Raw genomic sequence first — 17,711 nt, 5'->3', positions numbered from 1 at the left:
GGGGTCACTTCGCCGTCCTGCGTTCTGCGGGGAAGGTGTCGAGGGCGCTGACGAAGTGGGTGGTGATGTCGGTGGGGCGGGTGATGGCTCCGCCGACGACGACGGCGTGGGCTCCCAGGATCAGCGCCTGGGCCGCTTGGGCGGGGGTGGCGTAGCGGCCCTCGGCGAACACCGGAACGGTGACCGCGGCGGCCAGCTCCGCGACGAGTCCGAGGTCGGGTCCCGCGTGGCCCGGGCTGTCGGGGGTGTATCCGGAGAGGGTGGTGGAGATCATGTCCGCGCCTGCGGAGGCGGCCGCCACGCCCTCGTCGACGGTGGCGATGTCGGCCATGACGAGGGTGCCGGTGGCGTGGATCGCGGCGATGGTCTCGGCGAGGCCGAGGCCGTCGCGGCGGGGACGGGCGGTGGCGTCCAGGGCGACGACGTCGGCCCCCGCTTCGGCGACGCGGAGCGCGTGGGTGAGCGTCGGCGTGATGTAGACGCCGTCGTCGCCGTCCTTCCAGAGGCCGATGACGGGCACGTCGACGGCGTGGCGGACGGCCTCGGTGTCCAGGGGCCCGTTGACCCTGATCGCCCGTGCTCCGCCGAGCACGGCGCTGCGGGCCATCGCCGCCATGAAGTCGGGTCCGTGGAGCGGTTCTCCGGGCCGCGCCTGGCAGGAGACGACGAGGCCGTTCCTCAGCGTGTCGAGGAGGGGGGAGGTGGTCACGGGCCACGTGGTGGGGAGTCGGCGATGGTTCATGTCGTTGCTCCCTGGTCGTCCCGCGCGTCCGTCTGCCAGTGGTGTTCGGCCGGTTGTGGACCGAGCGCCCGTTCCACGTAGGCGCCGAGCTCCCGGGCGAGGCGGCCCCACGTCGGTCGTTCGGGGGTGTCGGGGCGCGCCACGCGTGGCTCGGCGAGGACGCGGGCCGCCGCCGCGAGGAGGGCGTCCTGTTCCTGTTCGGTGGCGGGCTCTTCGGGACGGAGGTGGAGTTCCTCGGCGCGGGCGCCGACGAGGGCACCGGCCGCCGCCAGGAGGTGGGCGGGCGTGCCGAGGGGGTGGTGGGGCGGGATGTCGGTGAACCAGGCGAGCGGCATGCCGGCCAGGGTGAACCGGATCTGGACGCGGGTGAGGGAGCGCCGGTCGTCGATGAGGGCACGGGGTGTGCGTGCCTGCTCCACGCTGAGGGCGGCGAGGGTGCCCGCGGCCTCGCCGACGGCCCATTCGCCGTGGTGGACGCGGTAGGCGGAGGCGGCGACCTGCGTGGCCGCCAGGTTCTTGGCCGCGGCCAGGAGGTTCGTGGTGTGGTCGCTGACGAGGGCGGAGAGGGGGATCTGGAACGGCGAGGTGGGGGCGTAGGCGCTCGCCGGGTGTCCGATGCGTGCGTGCAGGTCCATGTGGTAACTGGTGAGGCCGCCGGAGTCGGTCATGTTCCTGGCGCGTGCGGCGCCGTGCACGGGTTCCAGGTCCTGCTGGCGGATCGGCCGGGTGGTCCGCACTCTGCGGGATTCGCGCAGGTAGGGCTCCTCGGCGTAGCCGTCCTGGGTTCCGGCGACGGCGGGGGCGAGGCGCAGGCCCGGGTAGCCGGTCCCCTTGCCGTCGTCGCGGGGGCAGTCGGTGCGCAGCCAGTGCAGGAAGGCGGCGGAGAGGCGTCTGGCCTCGCGGTGGGCCGCGGCGGGGTGGGCGAGGCTGGAGGTGCCGGCGTAGTCGTTCCCCGCCCAATTGATGAGGGCGATGTCGGGTCCGGTCAGCCGCGAGCTGTCGCGCAGGCGCCGGTACGTCCAGAACGGCGGGTGGCCGTCGGGCCCTTCGGTGAACATCCGGTACCGGTGGAGGCGGTCGTCCCAGCCCGCGATCTCCAGGGTGAAGGGCTGCCCGGCCCTGAGGGAGGCGTAGTCGGCCGGTGCGGGGTGGGAGGCGACGGGGTGGTCGGGTTCGTGGGAGACGACGAAGCCCACGGTGCAGGACTGGACGGCGTCGGGGTGCGGACCGCCTTCGAGGGCGAGGGACTCGCCGTACGCGTCGGTTCCCTCGGATCCGGCCACCCACGGGGTGCCGGTCAGCGGCAGGAGCCGGCCGTCCTCGGTGGCGTCGAGGAAGAGGTCCGCGGTCAGCTCGTACCGCCCGCCGGGGCCGTCGAGCGTCACGGTTTCGACGCGGTCGCCGTGGCGCCGGGCCGCTGTCGGGGTGACGGATCGCAGCACGGTGAGGTGGCCGGCGGCTATGTGGGGGGCGAGGAGGGTGTCGATGGCGTGCTCGGCCGCGGCGGGTTCGAAGCAGAGGCGGCTGACCCAGCCGCCGCCGGGGTTCTCGATGCCGTCGTACCGTTCCCGGATCAGGTTGCGGAACGCGCGGTAGGACCGGGAGACACCGGCCGTCTCCACGTGGGGGTGCTCGTCGAGTGCCGGGACGAGCTGGGTGGTGGCCTGTCCGCCGAGGCGTCCGAGGTGGGCGGCGAGGACGACGCCGCGGCCTTCGCGGGCTGCGGCCAGCGCGGCGGCGACCGCGCCGAGGCCGCCTCCGATGACGGCGACGTCGGTGGTCAGGGGGCGGGCCGCGGGGGCGTGGGAGTCGGTGGTGGTCATCGGTGGTCCTCGGCGGGGTGGGTGGGCCGGCGCGGCGAGAGGGCGAAGTCGGCTTCGAAGGTGCGCTGCCAGGGCAGGCGCAGCGTCCCGGGGGTGACGGTGAGGCCGCCGAAGGCGGGCAGCAGGTCGCGGTGGTCCCGCAGGAGCTGTTCGGCGTCGGCGAGCAGGGGGTGGCCGTCGGGGACGTGGTCGTGGCGGGTCGGGTCGCTCCCCAGGCGGCGGCGCAGCTCGGTGCGGACGTGGGTCATGTAGGCCCAGTCCTCCAGGAGGCGGTGCAGCAGGAGGGTGTGGTGGGCGGTCCGGTCGAACGTTCCGGCCCGGCGCGCGGTGTGGACGGCGACCGCTTGGGCGAGCGTGGAACCGAGGGTGTTTCCGGCGGTGTTCCATCCGGCGTAGCCGGACAGGTGCTCCAGCACCCCGTGGCGGACGAGGGCGTCGACGAGGAGGGGGTCGGCGCCGTTCGGCTGGGCGCAGTCGGCGACGGCCACGCTCCTTCCGGCGGCGATCAGGTCGGCCGCGCGGCCGGCGAGCCGGTCCGCGCCGTGCCGCGCCGCGCGGTCGGCGCCGCTCCGGTCGGGTGGGTCGACGGCCCAGTCCCCGGAGCCGTCGGGGGTGTGGACGAGGAGGTGGACGTCCGCGCGGTCCGACGGGTCGGCGGGGCGTGCGCCGCAGGCGTGGATCTGGCCGCGCGCGGTCTCGGCGACGGTGACGTTCTCGTACGGAGCGATCCTGGCGAGCCCTCGGGGGTCGACGGCCTCGACCGTCACGGTGGGCGGTGGTCCGCCGAAGTGGTCGACGAGGCAGCGGGCGACGAGGGTGGAGCAGGCTTCGTCGGCGCCCGGCCGGACGGTGACGCGCCGCTGTGTTCCGAGCCAGTCGTTCCAGGTGCCGAGCCAGCCCAGTTCGGCGGTGGCGAGGGCGAAGGGCGCGGTGTCGTCGGCGCCGATGACGAGCGAGGTCAGGGTGGCGTCCGCCACGAGTTCGAGCGCGGCGATGTTCAGGGCGTGGTTGCGCAGGCGGCGGCGGAGGAAGTCGGCGCGCACCTCCGCGGGCAGTTCCGGCGGTGGGGGCACCGCGGCGCCGCCGTGCCGGTGCAGGTGTGCGGAGTACTGGTGCAGGGCGGGCCCGTGGGGGTCCCAGTACGACGGTTCCTCGCCGGCGTCCGGGGAGTCGGGGGTGCGGGTGATGAGAGTGACCGCGTGCACGGGTGTGCCAGGACGTGCGAGGTCGCGCAGTGCGGTCCAGCGCCGCGTGACCTCGGCGATCGTCGCGTCGCGGGTACGGGAGGCGATGAGGCCCCCGTACCCCAGCGTTTCCAGGGAGACGACTGCGGCGACGGCCGAGCGCGCCGTCCCGGAGAGCCATCGGCCGAGGGCGTCGGGGTCGCCGGGAACGCGGCCGGAGGGCAGGAGCCGTGGCGGGGGGAGCACGGCGCGCACGCCGGCGATCCGGGCGACGGCGACCGGCAGGTGGGCGCAGGCGGGCCGCTCGTCGAGGGGCACGAGGGCGATGGTGGGGCGCGGGTCCTGGTCCGTCATGAGGGTTCCCGGAAGGTGCGGCGGGCGGTCTCGGCCGCGCCGAGCAGGACCGCGTCCGCGCCGAGGCGCGAGGCGGTCACGGTGGTGTCCGCGAGTGCGGGCAGGGAGTGCGAGGCCAGGGTGTCGCGCAGTCCGGCGAGGTAGTAGGGGCCGGAGTTGAGGACGCCGCCGGAGATGACGACGCGGTCGGGGTCGAGGGTCGCGACGAGGCCGGCCAGTGCCGTGCCGAGGGCTTCGCCGCCTCGGGTCAGGACGCCGCGCGCGCGGGCTTCGCCGCGGGCGGCGAGTCTGGAGACGTCCTGGAGGGTGCGGACGGAGGCGTACTGGGGTCCGGCGGCCGCGAGCGCCGCCGCCATGGACGGTCCGGAGGCCACCGCTTCGACATGGTCCCGCGCGCCGCACGGGCAGGTGAGTCCCGCTGCCTGCGGGACGGGGACGTGGCCGATGTGGCCTGCGGCGCCGCGTGCTCCGCGCAGCACGGTGCCCTCGGTCCACACCGCTCCGCCGACGCCTGTTCCGGCCATCACCCCGATGGCCGTCCGGGCGCCTCTGGCGGCGCCCCGCGGGGTGCTCTCCCCCACGAGGAAGGCCTGGACGTCGCCGAGGACCGTGGTGGGCAGTCCGGTGAGCCGGTGGGCGAGCCGGGCGAGAGGTGTGCCCGCCCAGCCGGGGAGCGCGTCGGTGGCGTGGGTGATCGTCCGGCCCTCGGGGTCGACGACGCCCGCGGTGCCGATGCCGAGCGCGACCGGGGCGGCGAGGCCCGCCGCGGTGGCCTGGCCGCGCGACGTCGCGAGGAGCCGCACGGCCCGGTCGACCACGGCTGCCGCCCCGTCACGGGCGGGGGTGGGGGCGGACAGCCGGGCGTGGACGGTGTGGTCGGGTCCGACGTAGGCCGCGGTGGTGGTCGTGCCACCGATGTCGAGGGCGAGAATCGCGTCTCTCACCGTGGCTCCCTGCTGATCGTGAGTTTGAAGTCGTAGCGGTCGGCACGGTAGAGGCTGACGGCGCGTTCCACGGAGCGGCCGCGGGCGTCGCGGGTGACGCGCTCGACCTCCAGGGCCGGGAAGTGGGCGGGGACGTCGAGCAGTTCGGCCTGTCGCGGGTCGAGCACCGTGGCCCGGATGGTCTGGTCGGCGGACTGGGGAGCGGCTCCCGCCCGCTCCAACAGGCCGTAGAGGGACTGCGGTGCGGCGGTGTCGTCGGCGAGGCCGGGGACGAGGCTCTCGGGCACCCAGACGTTCTCCAGGCACATCGGCTCGCCGTCCGCCGTCCTCAGCCGCTCCAGGTGGACGACGGCCGTTCCCGGGGTGAGGCGCAGGTCACGGGCGCAGACGAGGTCCGCTTCCACGCGTTCGCGGACGAGGAGGCGGCTGTCCGGGGTCATGCGGCGGGCCCGGATGTCCTCGGAGAACGAGCTGAGCCGGAGGGACTTGGAGATGGTGGACTGCTCCGCGACGAAGGTGCCGGCGCCCTGGACGCGGTAGACGCGACCCTCCTGGGCCAGTCGTTCGACGGCCCGGCGCACCGTCATGCGACTGACGTGGAAACGAGCCATCAGCTCGCGTTCGCTCGGCAGCAGTTCGTGTGCCGCGAGGCCTTCGTCGATCATGGCGGTCAGGGCGAGCCTGAGGGCTTCGTGCTTCGCGGGCTTGCGGTCCTCACGGCCGTCCTCGGCGGCCGCCCGGGCCGTCGCCGTGTCCGTGTGTGTGTCCGGGCTGTTCATCCCTTTACCCCGCCTTCGCCGACGCCTCGGAAGAAGTACCGCTGCAGCGCGAAGAAGAGGGCGAGCAGCGGTACCACGGCAATCATCGTGCCTGCGGCGATCACCCGCTGATCGTTGGTGAAGGTGCCCGAGAGGTACTGGATCCCCACGGTCAGGGTGTAGTTCCCGGGATCGGACAGGACAATGAGCGGCCAGAGGAAGTCGTCCCAGGCGAAGACGAAGCTGAAGATCGCGACGACTGCGAGGGTGCCGCGGACGGAGGGGAGCGCGATGCGCCAGAAGCGCTGCCACTCCTTCGCGCCGTCCAGTACGGCGGCCTCCTCGATCTCCCGGGGCAGGGCGCGGAAGGCGTTGCGCAGCAGGAGGACGGAGAGTCCGCTGACGGCGAGGGGGATCGCGACGCCGATGAGGGTGTCGTTCAGGCGCAGCGAGCGCACGATGAGGAACTCGGAGACCATGATCGACTCGAAGGGGATGATCATGGTGGCGAGGAAGATCCCGAAGGCGACGCGCCGGCCGGCGAAGCGCATGCGCGCCAGGGCGTAGCCCGCCATCGAGCCGAACACGCAGTTGGTCAGGGCGCAACTGACAGCGACGACGAGCGAGTTGGTGGCGTACTCCAGCACCGGCAGGGTGCTGAAGACGTTGGCGTAGTGGTCGGTCGTGGGGTGGCGGGGCAGGAGTTGGGGCGGGTAGCCGTAGACGTTCTCCCCGACTCCCTTCAGCGAGGTGGACAGCTGCCACAGGAAGGGGCCGACGGTGATCAGGGTGACGGCCAGGAGCAGGAGGTAGCGCAGGACGAGGCCGGCCGTGCGGCGGGGCCTGGGACGGGGCCGCCGCGGCGCGGGCGCGGGCTCCGCGAGGGTGCCTGTGCTGGTGGTGCGGTCGGTGAGGCTGGTGGTCACGCTCGCTCCTCCCGGGTGTTGAGGCGTGTGACGAAGACGGAGAGGCCCAGGGTGGCGAGAAAGAGCAGGATGCTCATGGCGGAGGCATAGCCGGCTTCGCCGCCGAGTCCGAGGCCGGTCTCCCGGATGGTGAAGACCAGCGTGCGGGCTTCGCCGCCGGGCCCCGCGCTGCCGTCGCTGAGGGTGTAGATCTCGGCGAAGACCTTGCCGGAGGCGATCGCGGCGAGGGTGGCGACGAGGATCATGGTGGGCCGGATGACGGGGACGGTGACGCTGAGGAAGCGCCTCACCGGGCCGGCGCCGTCGACCTCGGCCGCCTCCAGCAGGGACCGGGGGACGTTCGCCAGGGCGGCGAGGTAGACGACCATGTAGTAGCCGAGGCCCTTCCACACCGTCATCACCATGGCGCTGACCAGCAGCAGGTCGGCGTCGGTGAGGAACGGCACGGGAGCATCGACGAGGCCGGTGACGCGCAGGGCGGCGTTGACCAGGCCGTCGCTGGACAGCAGCCAGGACCACAGGAGGCCGGCGACGACCATGGAGGCGACCACGGGAGAGTAGAAGACGGCCCGGAAGAATCCGACTCCGGCGATCTTCCGCTGGACCAGGACCGCGAGCAGCAGCGGCAGGACGACGAGGGGCGGTACGACACCGAGGACGTACAGGGCGGTGTTGCGCAGGGAGAGCCAGAACGCCTCGTCGTGAAGGAGCCGTTCGTAGTTGGACAGGCCCGTGAACGTGCCGCCGCCGAGCGTGCTGGCGTCGGTGAACGACAGCACGAGCGTGTTGGCGAAGGGCAGGATGAAGAACACGACGGCGAAGAGCAGTGCCGGCGTGAGGAAGAGCCAGGGGACGTACCAGCGGCGGCCGGTCACGGGATCACTCCGTACGTTCGGTGGTGCGCAGACCGCGGTCCCCGTGACACGGGGCCCGCGAGGTGCCTGCCGGACTACTTCGCGGTGATGGCGTTGGCCGCTGCCACGGCCTGGTCGAGAGCCTGCTTGGGCGTCAGGTCGCCCTGGAGGGCGAGTTCGACCTTGCCGATGACGGCCTTGGTGATCCGCTCGTCGTACTGGACGGGGACGAGGTTCTCGGCCTTGGCGATCTGGGCGGCGGAGATGGCGCGGGCCTTGCTCTCCACCGTGCCGTCCGAGGTGTCGCTGAAGTAGGGGTCCTTCAGCGACGCGGTGGTGCTGGGGAGGATGGTGACCAGCTTGCTGAAGCGCAGCTGGTTCTCGGCGTTGGTGACGAACTTCGCGAAGGCGAGTGCCGTGGCGGCGTTCTTGCTGCTCTTGGGTACCAGCAGGCCCATGACGGACATGTTGGTGACGCCGTCGGTGCCGGTGATCTGAGGTCCGACGCCGGTCTGGTCCGCGATCTGCTTGGCGTTGTCCTTGATGATCTTCAGGAAGTTGGGGCCGGAGGGGAACAGGCCGATGCGGCCCGCCTGGTAGGCCTCGGTCTCCTTGGAGTGGTCCTGGGTGAGGGAGTCCTTGGGGTAGACGCCGGAGCGGTAGGCGTCGACCAGCTTGGTGAGGTAGGCCTCGGCGGCGGGCGTGTTGAACGTCCAGGTCTTCCCGTCGTCCGCGAGCAGGGGGACACCCTGCTTCGCGAGGTCGGTCACGAAGCGGTTCTCCAGTGCCGGGTGGATGCCGTAGAAGGCCCCCTTGCCGGCCGCGGACACCTTCCGTCCGGCGGCGAGGAGTTCGTCGAAGGTGGCCGGCGGCTTGTCGGCGTCGAGCCCGGCCTTGGTGAGGAGACCCTTGTTGTACATGGTGACCTCGGAGGTGAGGTACCAGGGCAGACCGTAGGAGCCCGGCTTGCCGGGGACGCTGAACGCGCTCCACGCGCCGGGAACGTACTCCCCCTTGACGTCGGCGGCCGCCTCGTCCGTGTCGACGAACAGCCCCTTGGCCTGCAGGGCCTGGGCGAACTGGGGGTTGAGGTTGACGACGTCCGGGAGGGCGCCGGCCGCGGCATCGGCCGTGATCTTCTCCTGCGCGCCCTGGAAGGGGATGTCCACCCACTTCACGTCGGTGCCCGGGTTCTTCTTCTCGAAGTCGACGATCACGCCTTCGATGTAGTCGGTGAAGACCGGCTTCAGCTGGAGCGTCTGAAACGTGATCTGCCCCTTCACCTCACCCTTCGCGCCGCTACTCCCGGTGTCCGTGGCGTTGCCGTTCCCCAGGCCGCAGGCGGTGACGGAGGTGAGGGTGACGAGCGCGAGGGACGCAAGGCGCAGGCCTCTGCTGGCGGGCATGGTGCTCCTAAGCTCTGGCTGTTCGGGGGTGGTCGGCACCGTCACCGGGGCCGAAGGGCGGTCGCCGTGACGCCGACCACCCGGGCGGCATGACACCGACCCCGTGCGGGGCCGCACTTCTGCGACCCGTCCTGGCTGCTGTGGCGATCCACCCACAAGTGGTTCGTACCACTTGTGGGCCAGAGTGTTCGCTGGTTCGAACCAATCTGTCAATAGCCCGGCAGTCATGCGGGTCTTCTCGGTCTGACCCGTTGACTTGTACGGACCTCTTGCTGATAGTTCGAGCGTCTGTCTCGTTCCCGTGAAGGGCCCTTCATGCGCAAGAGCCGTCCTCTCCTCCGCCTCCTGCCGACAACGGCCGTGGCGACAGCGCTCTTTCTCAGCCCGCTCCCCCACACCCCGCTGTCCGAAGCCACCGCCGCCTCGGCGTCCGCGGCGGCTGCCGACGACCCGCACCCCGGCCTCCCCGCCGACCCGCCGACTCCCGCCGTCCGCCGCGTCGACGCCGTCGACCCGACCCCCGCGAACAACCCCGGCGGCCTCGACTCCCAGGGCGCCTGCTTCCCCGGGTGCCGAGGAGTGGACCAACTCCTCGTCTACACACCTGCCTACGGGCAGCCCTCCACTCGGACGAACGCCTACGGCATCGACGTCGTCGTCCGTCAGGGCCGCGTCACCGCCGTGGGCGGCAACGACCGGACCATTCCCGCCGACGGTCTGGTGCTCTCCGGCCACGGGCAGGCCGCCCGGTGGCTCACGGACCACTCCGTCGTGGGGGCGCTCGTCACCCTCGACGGCAACACCCTGACGATCACCACGGACGGGCTCACCGCCGTCATGGCGGCCGAGGTCGCGGCCGCCGACGCACACGAACGACTGGTGACCGCCGACGGCGCCTGCACCGTCTTCCCCAGGAAGACGGTGCGGGACGAACTCGGCCTCGCCGAGGAGCTGATCGGCGAGGCCCGGGCCCTGTTCGAGGCGGGCCGCCAGGAGGAGGCCACGCGTACGGCCACCCAGGCGCTGTCCCGGGCCCGCGCCGCCGCCGACGGAACCCGCGCCTCACGACCGGCCGAGGGCCGCGGCGTCTGGGTACGCCCCACCGAGACGACGCCCGAGGCCATCCGGGCGGCCGTGGACCGCATCAAGGCCTCGGGCTTCACCATGGTCTTCCTGGAGACCGTGTGGCAGGGGTACACCATCTATCCCTCCAAGGTCGCGGCGGCGGCGGGAATCGAGGACCAGCGCCCCTCCATGCGCGGGTTCGACCCGCTGAAGGTGTGGATCGACGCCGCGCACGAGCGCGGCATGGAGCTCCACGCCTGGACCCACACCTTCTTCGTCGGTGCCGACTCCGCGGAGGGCAGGGGCCCCGGCCCCGTGCTCAGCGCGCACCCGGAGTGGGCGGCCGTCGAACGGGAGGACGTCGGCGCGGCCGGCCCGCGGCCGTCGTCCCAGGAGAAGGGGTACTACTTCGTCGACCCCGCGCACCCGGGCGCCCGGTCGTACATCGCGTCCGTCTTCACCGAGCTCCTGACGGAGTACGCCATCGACGGACTGCACCTCGACTACATCCGCTACCCCGTCTCGCTCCCGTACGACGCCGGATTCTCGTACAGCGACACCAGCCGCGCCGCGTTCGCCCGGGACCACGGCGCCGACCCGTACACGCTGACCGAGCACGACCCCCTGTGGCCCGTCTGGAACGCGTGGCGGGAACGGAACGTGACCACCTTCGTCGCCGACGTCCGCGCGACGCAGGAGCGGCTCAGGCCGGGCGCGGCGCTGTCCGCCGCCGTCTTCGCCGACCCCGTCGACGGACAGAGGAAGAAGTTCCAGAACTGGGGCGCGTGGGTCGACGCCGGGTACATGGACTTCCTCACCGGCATGTCCTTCGGCACCTCCCCCTCGTCCGTGGGCCAGGACACCGCCGTCATGCGCCGGCGCGTCGGCGACGTCCCGCTGTACACGGCGACCTACGGACCCTTCCACGGCTCTTCGTCCTCCTTGATCGGCGACCAGCTCCAGGCCGTCAACGACGCCGACTCCGACGGAAGCGCGCTGTTCGCCTCCAACCAACTCACCGACGTCCAGGCGGCGGCACTGGCCAAGGGCGTGTACCGCACCCCCGCCACGGCACCTCACGCCGATCCCATCGCAGCCACCCGCACCCTGGCGACCGACCTCGTCCAGCGTGTCGACGCGGCCACCGGACGGTGTGTGAGCCGAGGAGAAGCCGCACCCGTCCGCGCGCGCCTCACGGCCGCGGCAGCCCTCCTGCGGACCGGCGCTCCCGCCGCCCACGACGCCGCCGCGCGCCTCCTGGAGGCCGCTCTCGACCGCGCCGTCGGCTGGGGGACGGGCGAGAACCCCGGCTTCCGCGACGGCGTCACCAGAGATCTGCGCATGGCACAGCGCTGGCTGCGGACCTCGAAGCACTGATCCACCACGGAGTCCGCCGCACCACCGCCGTCCCCCTCCCCGATCCCGTGAAAAGCCGTCCCCCTCCCCGATCCCGTGAAAAGAGGTCTCCCGTGACCCCCGACCTGTCACGTCGCAGCCTGCTCGGCATGGCCGGCGCGTCCCTCGTGGGCGGCGCCCTGTCGCTGCCCGCGACCGCGGGCCCCGCCTCGGCCCGTTCGGAAGAAACGGTCATCGGCGCCGGAGCCTGGCGCCCCGGCCCTCCCACCGCTCCCGGCCCGACCGTCCCCAGGGACCTTCTGCTCCAGCTCCCCGGCGGCACGAGCGGCCCCGAGATGGTCGTCTCCAACAACCCCGAGACCGTCACCAGCACGGGGTGGCTCACCCAGCACGCACGGAACAGCCAGGCCCGAGGCGGGTCCCCGCGGGCCCTGTCCGGCACCTTCCCCCTGTACGTCTACCACCAGAACAGCACCGGCGGTCAGGCCTACCTCCACGTCCTGGTCTCCAACCCCGGGTCGGCGCCCGTCACCGTGTCCATGCGCGGCGCGGCCTGGACCAACGCAGACAAGCCACTGGTCCAGGACCCCGCCTCGCGCGCCGGAACCGGCCCCTGCCACGCCACCTCGCTGGACTGGCTCAACGGCACGACCCGGTCCTACCTGGCCACCACGTCCATCAACCCGAGCCAGGCCGTCCAGGCCGCTCGGCTCCCCATGACGGGATCCATCCTCGACGGCAGGTTCGAGATCACGGCGAGCGCCGGCGTGTACGTCTACACCGTCGTCACCGGCGACGGCAGCCCGACCACCGCGATCAACCTGTCGCAGACCGACTCCGCCTGGGCGAGGGGCAACATCGCCTCCCAGACCGCGACCACGTACGGGCGGGAGTCCGGCGTCTACGCCGGATCCCAGTGGCGTACGGGGCCCGTCACCATCGAGGCGGGAGCACTGGGCAGTCACCTCGGACTCGCCCTCAACACCACCGAGCGGCAGGTCCCGGCGCTCGACCAGACCAGCCCCGCCACCGCGGCGCTCCGGGACTCGTCACAGCGCAGCTGGGGCAACTACGGTGCCCGGTACGACATCGATCTCGTCCTTCGCAACCCGTCGGCGCAGGCCAGGAAGGTACGGGTCACCTTCGGGTCCAACGTCACGGGTACTCAGGACGTCCCGGGCAACACCTGGAACGGCGCCCTCGCCACGACACTCGACGGCGGAGCCCGGCAGGTGCAGACGGTCTACGTCCGCCCGACGGCGCCACGCGACACCCTGGGTGAGTACCCGGTGCCCGCACTGGGGCAGCGTTCGCTCCGGCTGGAGTTCTACGTACCCGGCCTGATCACGGCGGGGTCGCAGATCCTGTTCGAGAGCATCGCCTGACCGTGGGGACGTGAGCCGTGCCGAGGGGGCGGCGGCCGACACACCTGCCGCTCAGCAGCCCGCCGCCCCACCGCCTCCGGCGGCTTCGATCATCGCGGTGCTGCGCGTACGCGTGCCCGCAGAAGCCCGCTCGCTCACACCGCCGGCAGCGCGCGGGCGTGCGCGGCGGCCAGTGCGACGCGCACCGCGCGGTCTGCGGTCGCCTCGTCGACCGGCTCGCCGGTGAACACGAGCCGGAAGTAGATCGGCGCGGCGAGGGCCTTGAGCAGTTCGGCCGGGTCGGTGTCGGCGGGGAGTTCGCCGCGCTCGATGGCGCGGGTGACCACGGGTTCCGCCCGTCGGAACCGGTCGTCGAAGAGAGCGTGCTTGATCTCGGCGAGCTGTGGGAGGCGCACGGCGTCCGAGAGGACGGTGGTGAGCAGGGCCCGGCCTGCTCGCGTGGTCATGGTGGCGACGAGAGAGCGGGCCAGCGCACGCAGGTCGCCCTCCACCGACCCGGTGTCGGGGATCAGGATGTCTGTGGCGAAGTGGCCGGCCAGCGCGTCGGCGACAAGGCCGTCGGAGTCCTTCCAGTTCCGGTAGATCGTCGTCTTGTGCACTCCGGCCCGTCGGGCGACGCCTTCGACGGTCAGAGCGGCGTACCCGGCATGCGTGAGTTCGGTGATGGTCGCCTCCAGCACGGCGGCGCGCATCTTGTCGCCTCGTCCGACGACGGCGGCCCGCCGTGGGGGCGATCCAGCAGACTCCATTGCAACTCCTGGTTGCGTTATTGGCGGAACATGGACAGGATCAGGCTATCGCAACTCCGCGTTGCGATGCGGGCTCTCTCGCGTGCCCGCAGGCACCCCTGACGCACAGATGGAGGTCCCCATGCCCCGTGGCTCCCGGGTTGCCGCCCGAGTCCCGCTGCACGATCGCTGGACGCCGGACTCCATCCCCGACCAGTCGGGGCGACTGGCCGTGGTCACCGGCTCCAACAGCGGCATCGGATACGTCACCGCTCGCGAACTCGCCCGCCGCGGCGCCCATGTGGTCCTGGCATGCCGTAACCGCGAGCGCGGGCAGGACGCCGTGGAGCGGCTGCGGGCCGAAGTCCCCGGCGCACGCGTCGAACTACGCCTGCTCGACCTCGCCGACTTGAGGTCCGTCCGCGGTTTCGCCGAGGGCTGGAGCCACGACCGGCTCGATCTCCTGGTCAACAGCGCCGGCATCGCCATGGTGCCGTTCTCCCGGACCGCCGACGGCTTCGAGTCGCAGTTCGGCGTCAACCACCTCGGCACGTTCGCGCTCACCGGCCTCCTCATGCCTCACCTGCTGGCCGCCCCCGACCCGCGCGTGGTCACCGTCAGCAGCGAGGGTCAGCGATTCGCCCGATTCGACATGGCCAACCTCAATGCCGAGCACCGCTACCGAGCGGCGTTCGCCTACGTGCAGTCCAAGCGGGCCAATCTCCACTTCGCCACAGAACTGCAGCGAAGGGCGGATGCCGCCGGGCTGAGGCTGCGCAGCATGGCTGTCGCCCCCGGACTGACTCGTTCCAACGTGCTCACCGGCGGCGCCAACAGCACCCGGGGCTCCCTGTACGGAATCCTCACGCGCCTGCTCTTGCGCGTCGCCTTCCGCCCCACACCAGACGGCGCCAAGACCTCCCTGTACGCCTCAACCGTCCCCCACCTGCCAGGGGGGAGCTACGTCGTGCCCGATGGGCCGTTCCAGCTCCGGGGCGAGCCCGCCCTCCGCGGCCGGGAACGTGCCCTCCGGGACTCCGATACGGCCCACCAGCTGTGGATGCTCTCGGAACAACTCACCGACGTGCGCTATCCGTGGCCCGCCGCGCCGCCTCGTGCGTAACTCCCCTGAAGGGAGAACCTGACGGGTCGAACCTTCTACGGTGGTGACACCCAGGGCGAATACGCCGGTCGCGGCAGGTGCGAAAGCCGCATGGCAGCCCCTCTCGTGGACCTGCGGACCCTGGTACTGCCAGACCCTCTGTCAGGCCGTCCTCGCGTGCCGTGCGACGGCGACGCGTCGCGGCGCGGCGTGATGCGCAGGAAGGGGCTCCTCAGCGGCACTCCGCAGGCTCCGCAGCCACACGGAGGCCGCGACGAGGAGAGCGGTGAAGGTCGCCATGAGGAACAGGGAGACCCACATCTGGCGACTCCCCGGGTGTGCCCAGACGGTCCAGGCCGCGGCCGCCGACCACAGCAGGGTGCCCCCCGCGTAGAAGGAACGGACCCGGCGCAGTTGCCGTCCGGCCCGCAAGGACATGAGGTGATCAGTCTTCGGTGCCATGCCGCCCCGTCTACCCCGTGCGGAGCGTTCCATCGGCGGGAAGGCGATCCGGTCCCTGTACGAGGGATGAACGAACCCGGATGGAGTTCACTCCCGGTCCGCCCTGTCACGCCCGTCGAAGAAGCTCGCGTCGCTGGAGAAGAGGGGGAGGACCGCCCCACCGCGGTGTTCGCCGCCAGCGACCTCCAGGCCCTCGGCGCCTTCGAGGAGACGCGGGCCGGAGGACTGGAGCCCTGATTCCGCTCTGGCGCGAACCTGAGGGGAGACCGTAGGGCGGTTACGGGAAGGGCGGACGCGGAACCGGTGGCGGCGAGGCTCGGTGCGGAGTCCCGGACGAGCAGGGCGGGCCGACCAGAGGCCTGACATGCGGTACCCAGCCGTACGGGACGCCACCGGCGAACACCCCCGTACCACGTCAGTCCGCCGTCACCCAGCTCTCCGGGGTGACGCGCGGCGAACGGCTAGGGCCTCCACGGCCCGAGAACGTCCTTCATCGCGTCCGTCATGGCGAACTGCAGCAGCGGACCGTAGGTGATCCGGCCGACGCCGAGACGGCGGAAGCGCTCGAGATCGTGCTTGACCGGGTGGGCCGTCGTGTTCACGGGAAGGGCGACGGCGCTGATCACCGCCTTGAGCAGGTCGTCGCTGTCCTGGATGCCCACCGGGTAGACGCTGTCGGCGCCGGCCTGCTCCAGGGCACGCAGGCGCTCGATCGCCTCGTCGAGGAACGCGGAAGCGTCCTCCGCTTGCATGAAGAGGTCGGTGCGCCCGTTGATCCAGACGGGCACACCGGCGTCGTCGGCCGCCGCCCGCAGTCCGGCGATGTAGTGCGCGTGCTCCTGTGTACTGCGGAGACGCCCGCCGTCCGAGTGGACGGTGTCCTCGATGTTGAGACCGACGCCACCCACCTCGATCAGTCCGGCGACCAGATCGACGGGCTCATGCCCGTACCCGGCCTCCAGGTCCACGGACACGGGGACGTCAACCGCCGCGATGATGGGCCTGACGGCGGCGAGCACCTCCTCAAGCGTCTGCCCCTCGTGATCGTCGGCCCCCCGGGAATCGGCGAGCGGATGGCTGCCGATCGTCAGCGCGGGGAACCCGGAGTCGGCTGCCGTCCGCGCGGACCAGACATCCCAGACGGTCGGCAGCACGAGCGGCTGGTGCTCGGCGTGCAGTTGCTTCAGTCGCTCGGCGCGCTCAACTGTGGTGCGAAAGTCCATGTCGAGGACGCTACCCCCGAATCACCGCGAGCAACGTGCCGACGGGCGCCTCCCGGTGACGAAATCGTGCCCCGCAGCGCCAGGCCGGACCGCCTTGAGGCATGGGTCCGGGAGAACGTGCCCGCGTAAGGAACCGCGAGCGTGAGCCGATCGTCGTACCGTCCGGGAAGCGAGGAACCAGCGATGGCCTGGGGGCTGCGTGGACAGTGTCGAGTTCGGTCGCGTTCCCGCGCTGTTCGGGTCCGGCACGCTGGTCCTCGCCGAGCCGCTCCGGCCGGTCTTCCGTGCCTGGCACGGTCCGAAGATGCACCTGCTGGCCGCGGACGGGACTGTCCTCGCGACTCTCCATGAGACCGCCGGGCACCGATACGTCCTTCGGAACCTTGCGGACCGTCCCGTACTCACGGTCCATCTGGTCGCGGGCGGGGGTCTCGCCCGGCCGCGCTTCCAGGTCAGCGGCGCCGACGGGTCGCCCATCGGCGAGGTCCGCTCACCGCGCCGACTCAGCCACGCACGACTGCTTGAGGCACAGGCCGAGGGCGGCGGCACCCTGCGCGCCACCCGGTCCGCCCCCGCCGGCCGGACCTGGCTGATGACGGACCAGCATGACGACGTGACAGCCCGCATCACGGTCTCCACGGCACGGTCCTTCGACGGGCTTCAGCGGTACCGCGTGGAACCGGTGCGCATCGCCGACGAGGACCAGCGCGCACTCGTCGTGGCGGTCGCGGTGTGCCTTCAGGTGGTCCGTCGCTGGCTGGCCGCCCCCCACTGAACCGTTTCGGCATCGGTCGCGGCGCACCGGAACCGGCCCGGTGTCAGGCGACTGGGCCGGTTCCCGGAGGTCGGCCCTTCCGATCACGTCTCATGTGCGCCTGATCATGGCCTCAAAGGACCCTTAAGATCATCGCCCGGTGCTCCTGCGCCCCCTTCACGGCCGCGCGGGACGACTACCTTTCCAGCAGCCGGCCCGATGTGCCGCGGACCGTGGGGCGGAGCCACGCCCATGACGCTCGGTACCGCACCGCCCTGCCGGTTCCCAGGTCCGGAAAGGAAACGTCGCCATGGTCCCGCCCCACCCCGAAGGCGCTGTTCGCCTCGCAGCCGTACTCGATGCCCTCCCCGACGGCCTCGTGCTCGTCAACTGCGACGGGACGGTCGTCAACGCCAACACGATCGCCCTCGGCATGTTCGAGACCCCGGGCACCGCGCTCGTCGGGCGCGGTCTGCTCGACCTGCTGCCGGACTTCGATTCCCGGCTCATCCCCGGCTCCATGCGCCGCCCCGAGGGCACCGACGAGCGGGGCCGTACCAAGCCGACCCGGATGATGGCCCGCCGCACGGACGGCAGCGAGTTCCCCGTCGAGGTGACCAGCGCCAGCCTGGAGGACGGCCGCGA

At 72.0% G+C, this 17,711-nt stretch carries 16 protein-coding genes; 5 read left to right on the top strand and 11 right to left on the bottom strand.

Annotated features, from left to right (window positions below):
* Positions 1-4: 4 nt before the first annotated feature.
* From ABT129_RS35350 to ABT129_RS35315, 8 genes are all read right to left on the bottom strand, one after another.
* On the bottom strand, positions 5-742 hold the full coding sequence (locus ABT129_RS35350; protein WP_351909879.1) for an N-acetylmannosamine-6-phosphate 2-epimerase: 738 nt from the start codon (positions 740-742) through the stop codon (positions 5-7).
* A complete protein-coding gene (locus tag ABT129_RS35345; RefSeq protein ID WP_351909877.1) occupies positions 739-2,565 on the bottom strand; it encodes an FAD-dependent oxidoreductase in 1,827 nt (608 codons plus the stop codon). Before ABT129_RS35345 ends, ABT129_RS35350 begins: the two co-directional genes overlap by 4 nt.
* Positions 2,562-4,103: a DUF4127 family protein gene (locus ABT129_RS35340; protein ID WP_351909875.1), complete on the bottom strand. Its 1,542-nt coding sequence runs from the start codon at positions 4,101-4,103 to the stop codon at positions 2,562-2,564. The genes ABT129_RS35345 and ABT129_RS35340 overlap by 4 nt, the downstream gene beginning before the upstream one ends.
* Positions 4,100-5,047 (bottom strand): ROK family protein, encoded by a 948-nt coding sequence (locus ABT129_RS35335; protein ID WP_351909873.1) that lies wholly within the window; start codon positions 5,045-5,047, stop codon positions 4,100-4,102. Before ABT129_RS35335 ends, ABT129_RS35340 begins: the two co-directional genes overlap by 4 nt.
* The gene (locus ABT129_RS35330; protein WP_351909872.1) at positions 5,044-5,826 is read right to left on the bottom strand and encodes a GntR family transcriptional regulator; all 783 of its coding nucleotides are present in this window, start codon (positions 5,824-5,826) and stop codon (positions 5,044-5,046) included. Before ABT129_RS35330 ends, ABT129_RS35335 begins: the two co-directional genes overlap by 4 nt.
* On the bottom strand, positions 5,823-6,731 hold the full coding sequence (locus ABT129_RS35325) for a carbohydrate ABC transporter permease (protein ID WP_502982011.1): 909 nt from the start codon (positions 6,729-6,731) through the stop codon (positions 5,823-5,825). Before ABT129_RS35325 ends, ABT129_RS35330 begins: the two co-directional genes overlap by 4 nt.
* Positions 6,728-7,606, bottom strand: a complete 879-nt coding sequence (locus tag ABT129_RS35320) for a carbohydrate ABC transporter permease (protein WP_351909870.1) — start codon at positions 7,604-7,606, stop codon at positions 6,728-6,730. Before ABT129_RS35320 ends, ABT129_RS35325 begins: the two co-directional genes overlap by 4 nt.
* A gap of 74 nt (positions 7,607-7,680) precedes the next feature.
* Positions 7,681-8,991, bottom strand: a complete 1,311-nt coding sequence (locus tag ABT129_RS35315) for an ABC transporter substrate-binding protein (protein ID WP_351909868.1) — start codon at positions 8,989-8,991, stop codon at positions 7,681-7,683.
* 315 nt (positions 8,992-9,306) lie between these two features.
* Between ABT129_RS35315 and ABT129_RS35310 the strand changes: the two genes are divergently transcribed.
* Both ABT129_RS35310 and ABT129_RS35305 read left to right on the top strand, forming a co-directional pair.
* Positions 9,307-11,433 (top strand): glycoside hydrolase family 10-like protein, encoded by a 2,127-nt coding sequence (locus ABT129_RS35310; RefSeq protein WP_351909866.1) that lies wholly within the window; start codon positions 9,307-9,309, stop codon positions 11,431-11,433.
* Between the two features lie 92 nt (positions 11,434-11,525).
* Entirely contained in the window at positions 11,526-12,797 is a 1,272-nt protein-coding gene (locus ABT129_RS35305; protein ID WP_351909864.1) for a DUF3370 family protein, read from the top strand.
* Positions 12,798-12,931: 134 nt separating this feature from the next.
* Here ABT129_RS35305 and ABT129_RS35300 read toward each other — a convergent pair whose 3' ends face one another.
* The gene (locus ABT129_RS35300; protein ID WP_351909862.1) at positions 12,932-13,546 is read right to left on the bottom strand and encodes a TetR/AcrR family transcriptional regulator; all 615 of its coding nucleotides are present in this window, start codon (positions 13,544-13,546) and stop codon (positions 12,932-12,934) included.
* Positions 13,547-13,667: 121 nt separating this feature from the next.
* Here ABT129_RS35300 and ABT129_RS35295 point away from each other — a divergent pair, with 121 nt between their 5' ends.
* Complete coding sequence (locus ABT129_RS35295; RefSeq protein ID WP_351909860.1) at positions 13,668-14,648, top strand: oxidoreductase; 981 nt, start codon at positions 13,668-13,670, stop codon at positions 14,646-14,648.
* 141 nt (positions 14,649-14,789) lie between these two features.
* On the opposite strand, the gene ABT129_RS35290 is transcribed toward ABT129_RS35295, so the two are convergent.
* The gene (locus ABT129_RS35290; protein ID WP_351909858.1) at positions 14,790-15,089 is read right to left on the bottom strand and encodes a hypothetical protein; all 300 of its coding nucleotides are present in this window, start codon (positions 15,087-15,089) and stop codon (positions 14,790-14,792) included.
* 461 nt (positions 15,090-15,550) lie between these two features.
* A complete protein-coding gene (locus ABT129_RS35285) occupies positions 15,551-16,312 on the bottom strand; it encodes an isocitrate lyase/PEP mutase family protein (RefSeq protein WP_351909856.1) in 762 nt (253 codons plus the stop codon).
* A gap of 199 nt (positions 16,313-16,511) precedes the next feature.
* Between ABT129_RS35285 and ABT129_RS35280 the strand changes: the two genes are divergently transcribed.
* Both ABT129_RS35280 and ABT129_RS35275 read left to right on the top strand, forming a co-directional pair.
* A complete protein-coding gene (locus tag ABT129_RS35280; protein ID WP_351909854.1) occupies positions 16,512-17,087 on the top strand; it encodes a hypothetical protein in 576 nt (191 codons plus the stop codon).
* A 289-nt stretch (positions 17,088-17,376) separates the two neighbouring features.
* Positions 17,377-17,711 (top strand): PAS domain S-box protein (locus tag ABT129_RS35275; RefSeq protein ID WP_351909852.1); only part of this gene is annotated, 335 nt, incomplete at its 3' end.

The sequence above is a fragment of the Streptomyces sp. NPDC002057 genome (assembly GCF_040296665.1).
Taxonomy (GTDB): Bacteria; Actinomycetota; Actinomycetes; order Streptomycetales; family Streptomycetaceae; genus Streptomyces.
This window is presented reverse-complemented; position numbering and strand designations above follow the sequence as displayed.

Bases quoted from the DNA above. Each gene is read 5' to 3' on its own strand.
- ABT129_RS35315 (WP_351909868.1), bottom strand. From the start codon at position 8,991: ATGCCCGCCAGCAGAGGCCTGCGCCTTGCGTCCCTCGCGCTCGTCACC.
- ABT129_RS35295 (WP_351909860.1), top strand. From the start codon at position 13,668: ATGCCCCGTGGCTCCCGGGTTGCCGCCCGAGTCCCGCTGCACGATCGC.
- ABT129_RS35300 (WP_351909862.1), bottom strand. From the start codon at position 13,546: ATGGAGTCTGCTGGATCGCCCCCACGGCGGGCCGCCGTCGTCGGACGA.
- ABT129_RS35285 (WP_351909856.1), bottom strand. From the start codon at position 16,312: ATGGACTTTCGCACCACAGTTGAGCGCGCCGAGCGACTGAAGCAACTG.
- ABT129_RS35290 (WP_351909858.1), bottom strand. From the start codon at position 15,089: ATGGCACCGAAGACTGATCACCTCATGTCCTTGCGGGCCGGACGGCAA.
- ABT129_RS35340 (WP_351909875.1), bottom strand. From the start codon at position 4,103: ATGACGGACCAGGACCCGCGCCCCACCATCGCCCTCGTGCCCCTCGAC.
- ABT129_RS35310 (WP_351909866.1), top strand. From the start codon at position 9,307: ATGCGCAAGAGCCGTCCTCTCCTCCGCCTCCTGCCGACAACGGCCGTG.
- ABT129_RS35330 (WP_351909872.1), bottom strand. From the start codon at position 5,826: ATGAACAGCCCGGACACACACACGGACACGGCGACGGCCCGGGCGGCC.
- ABT129_RS35345 (WP_351909877.1), bottom strand. From the start codon at position 2,565: ATGACCACCACCGACTCCCACGCCCCCGCGGCCCGCCCCCTGACCACC.
- ABT129_RS35350 (WP_351909879.1), bottom strand. From the start codon at position 742: ATGAACCATCGCCGACTCCCCACCACGTGGCCCGTGACCACCTCCCCC.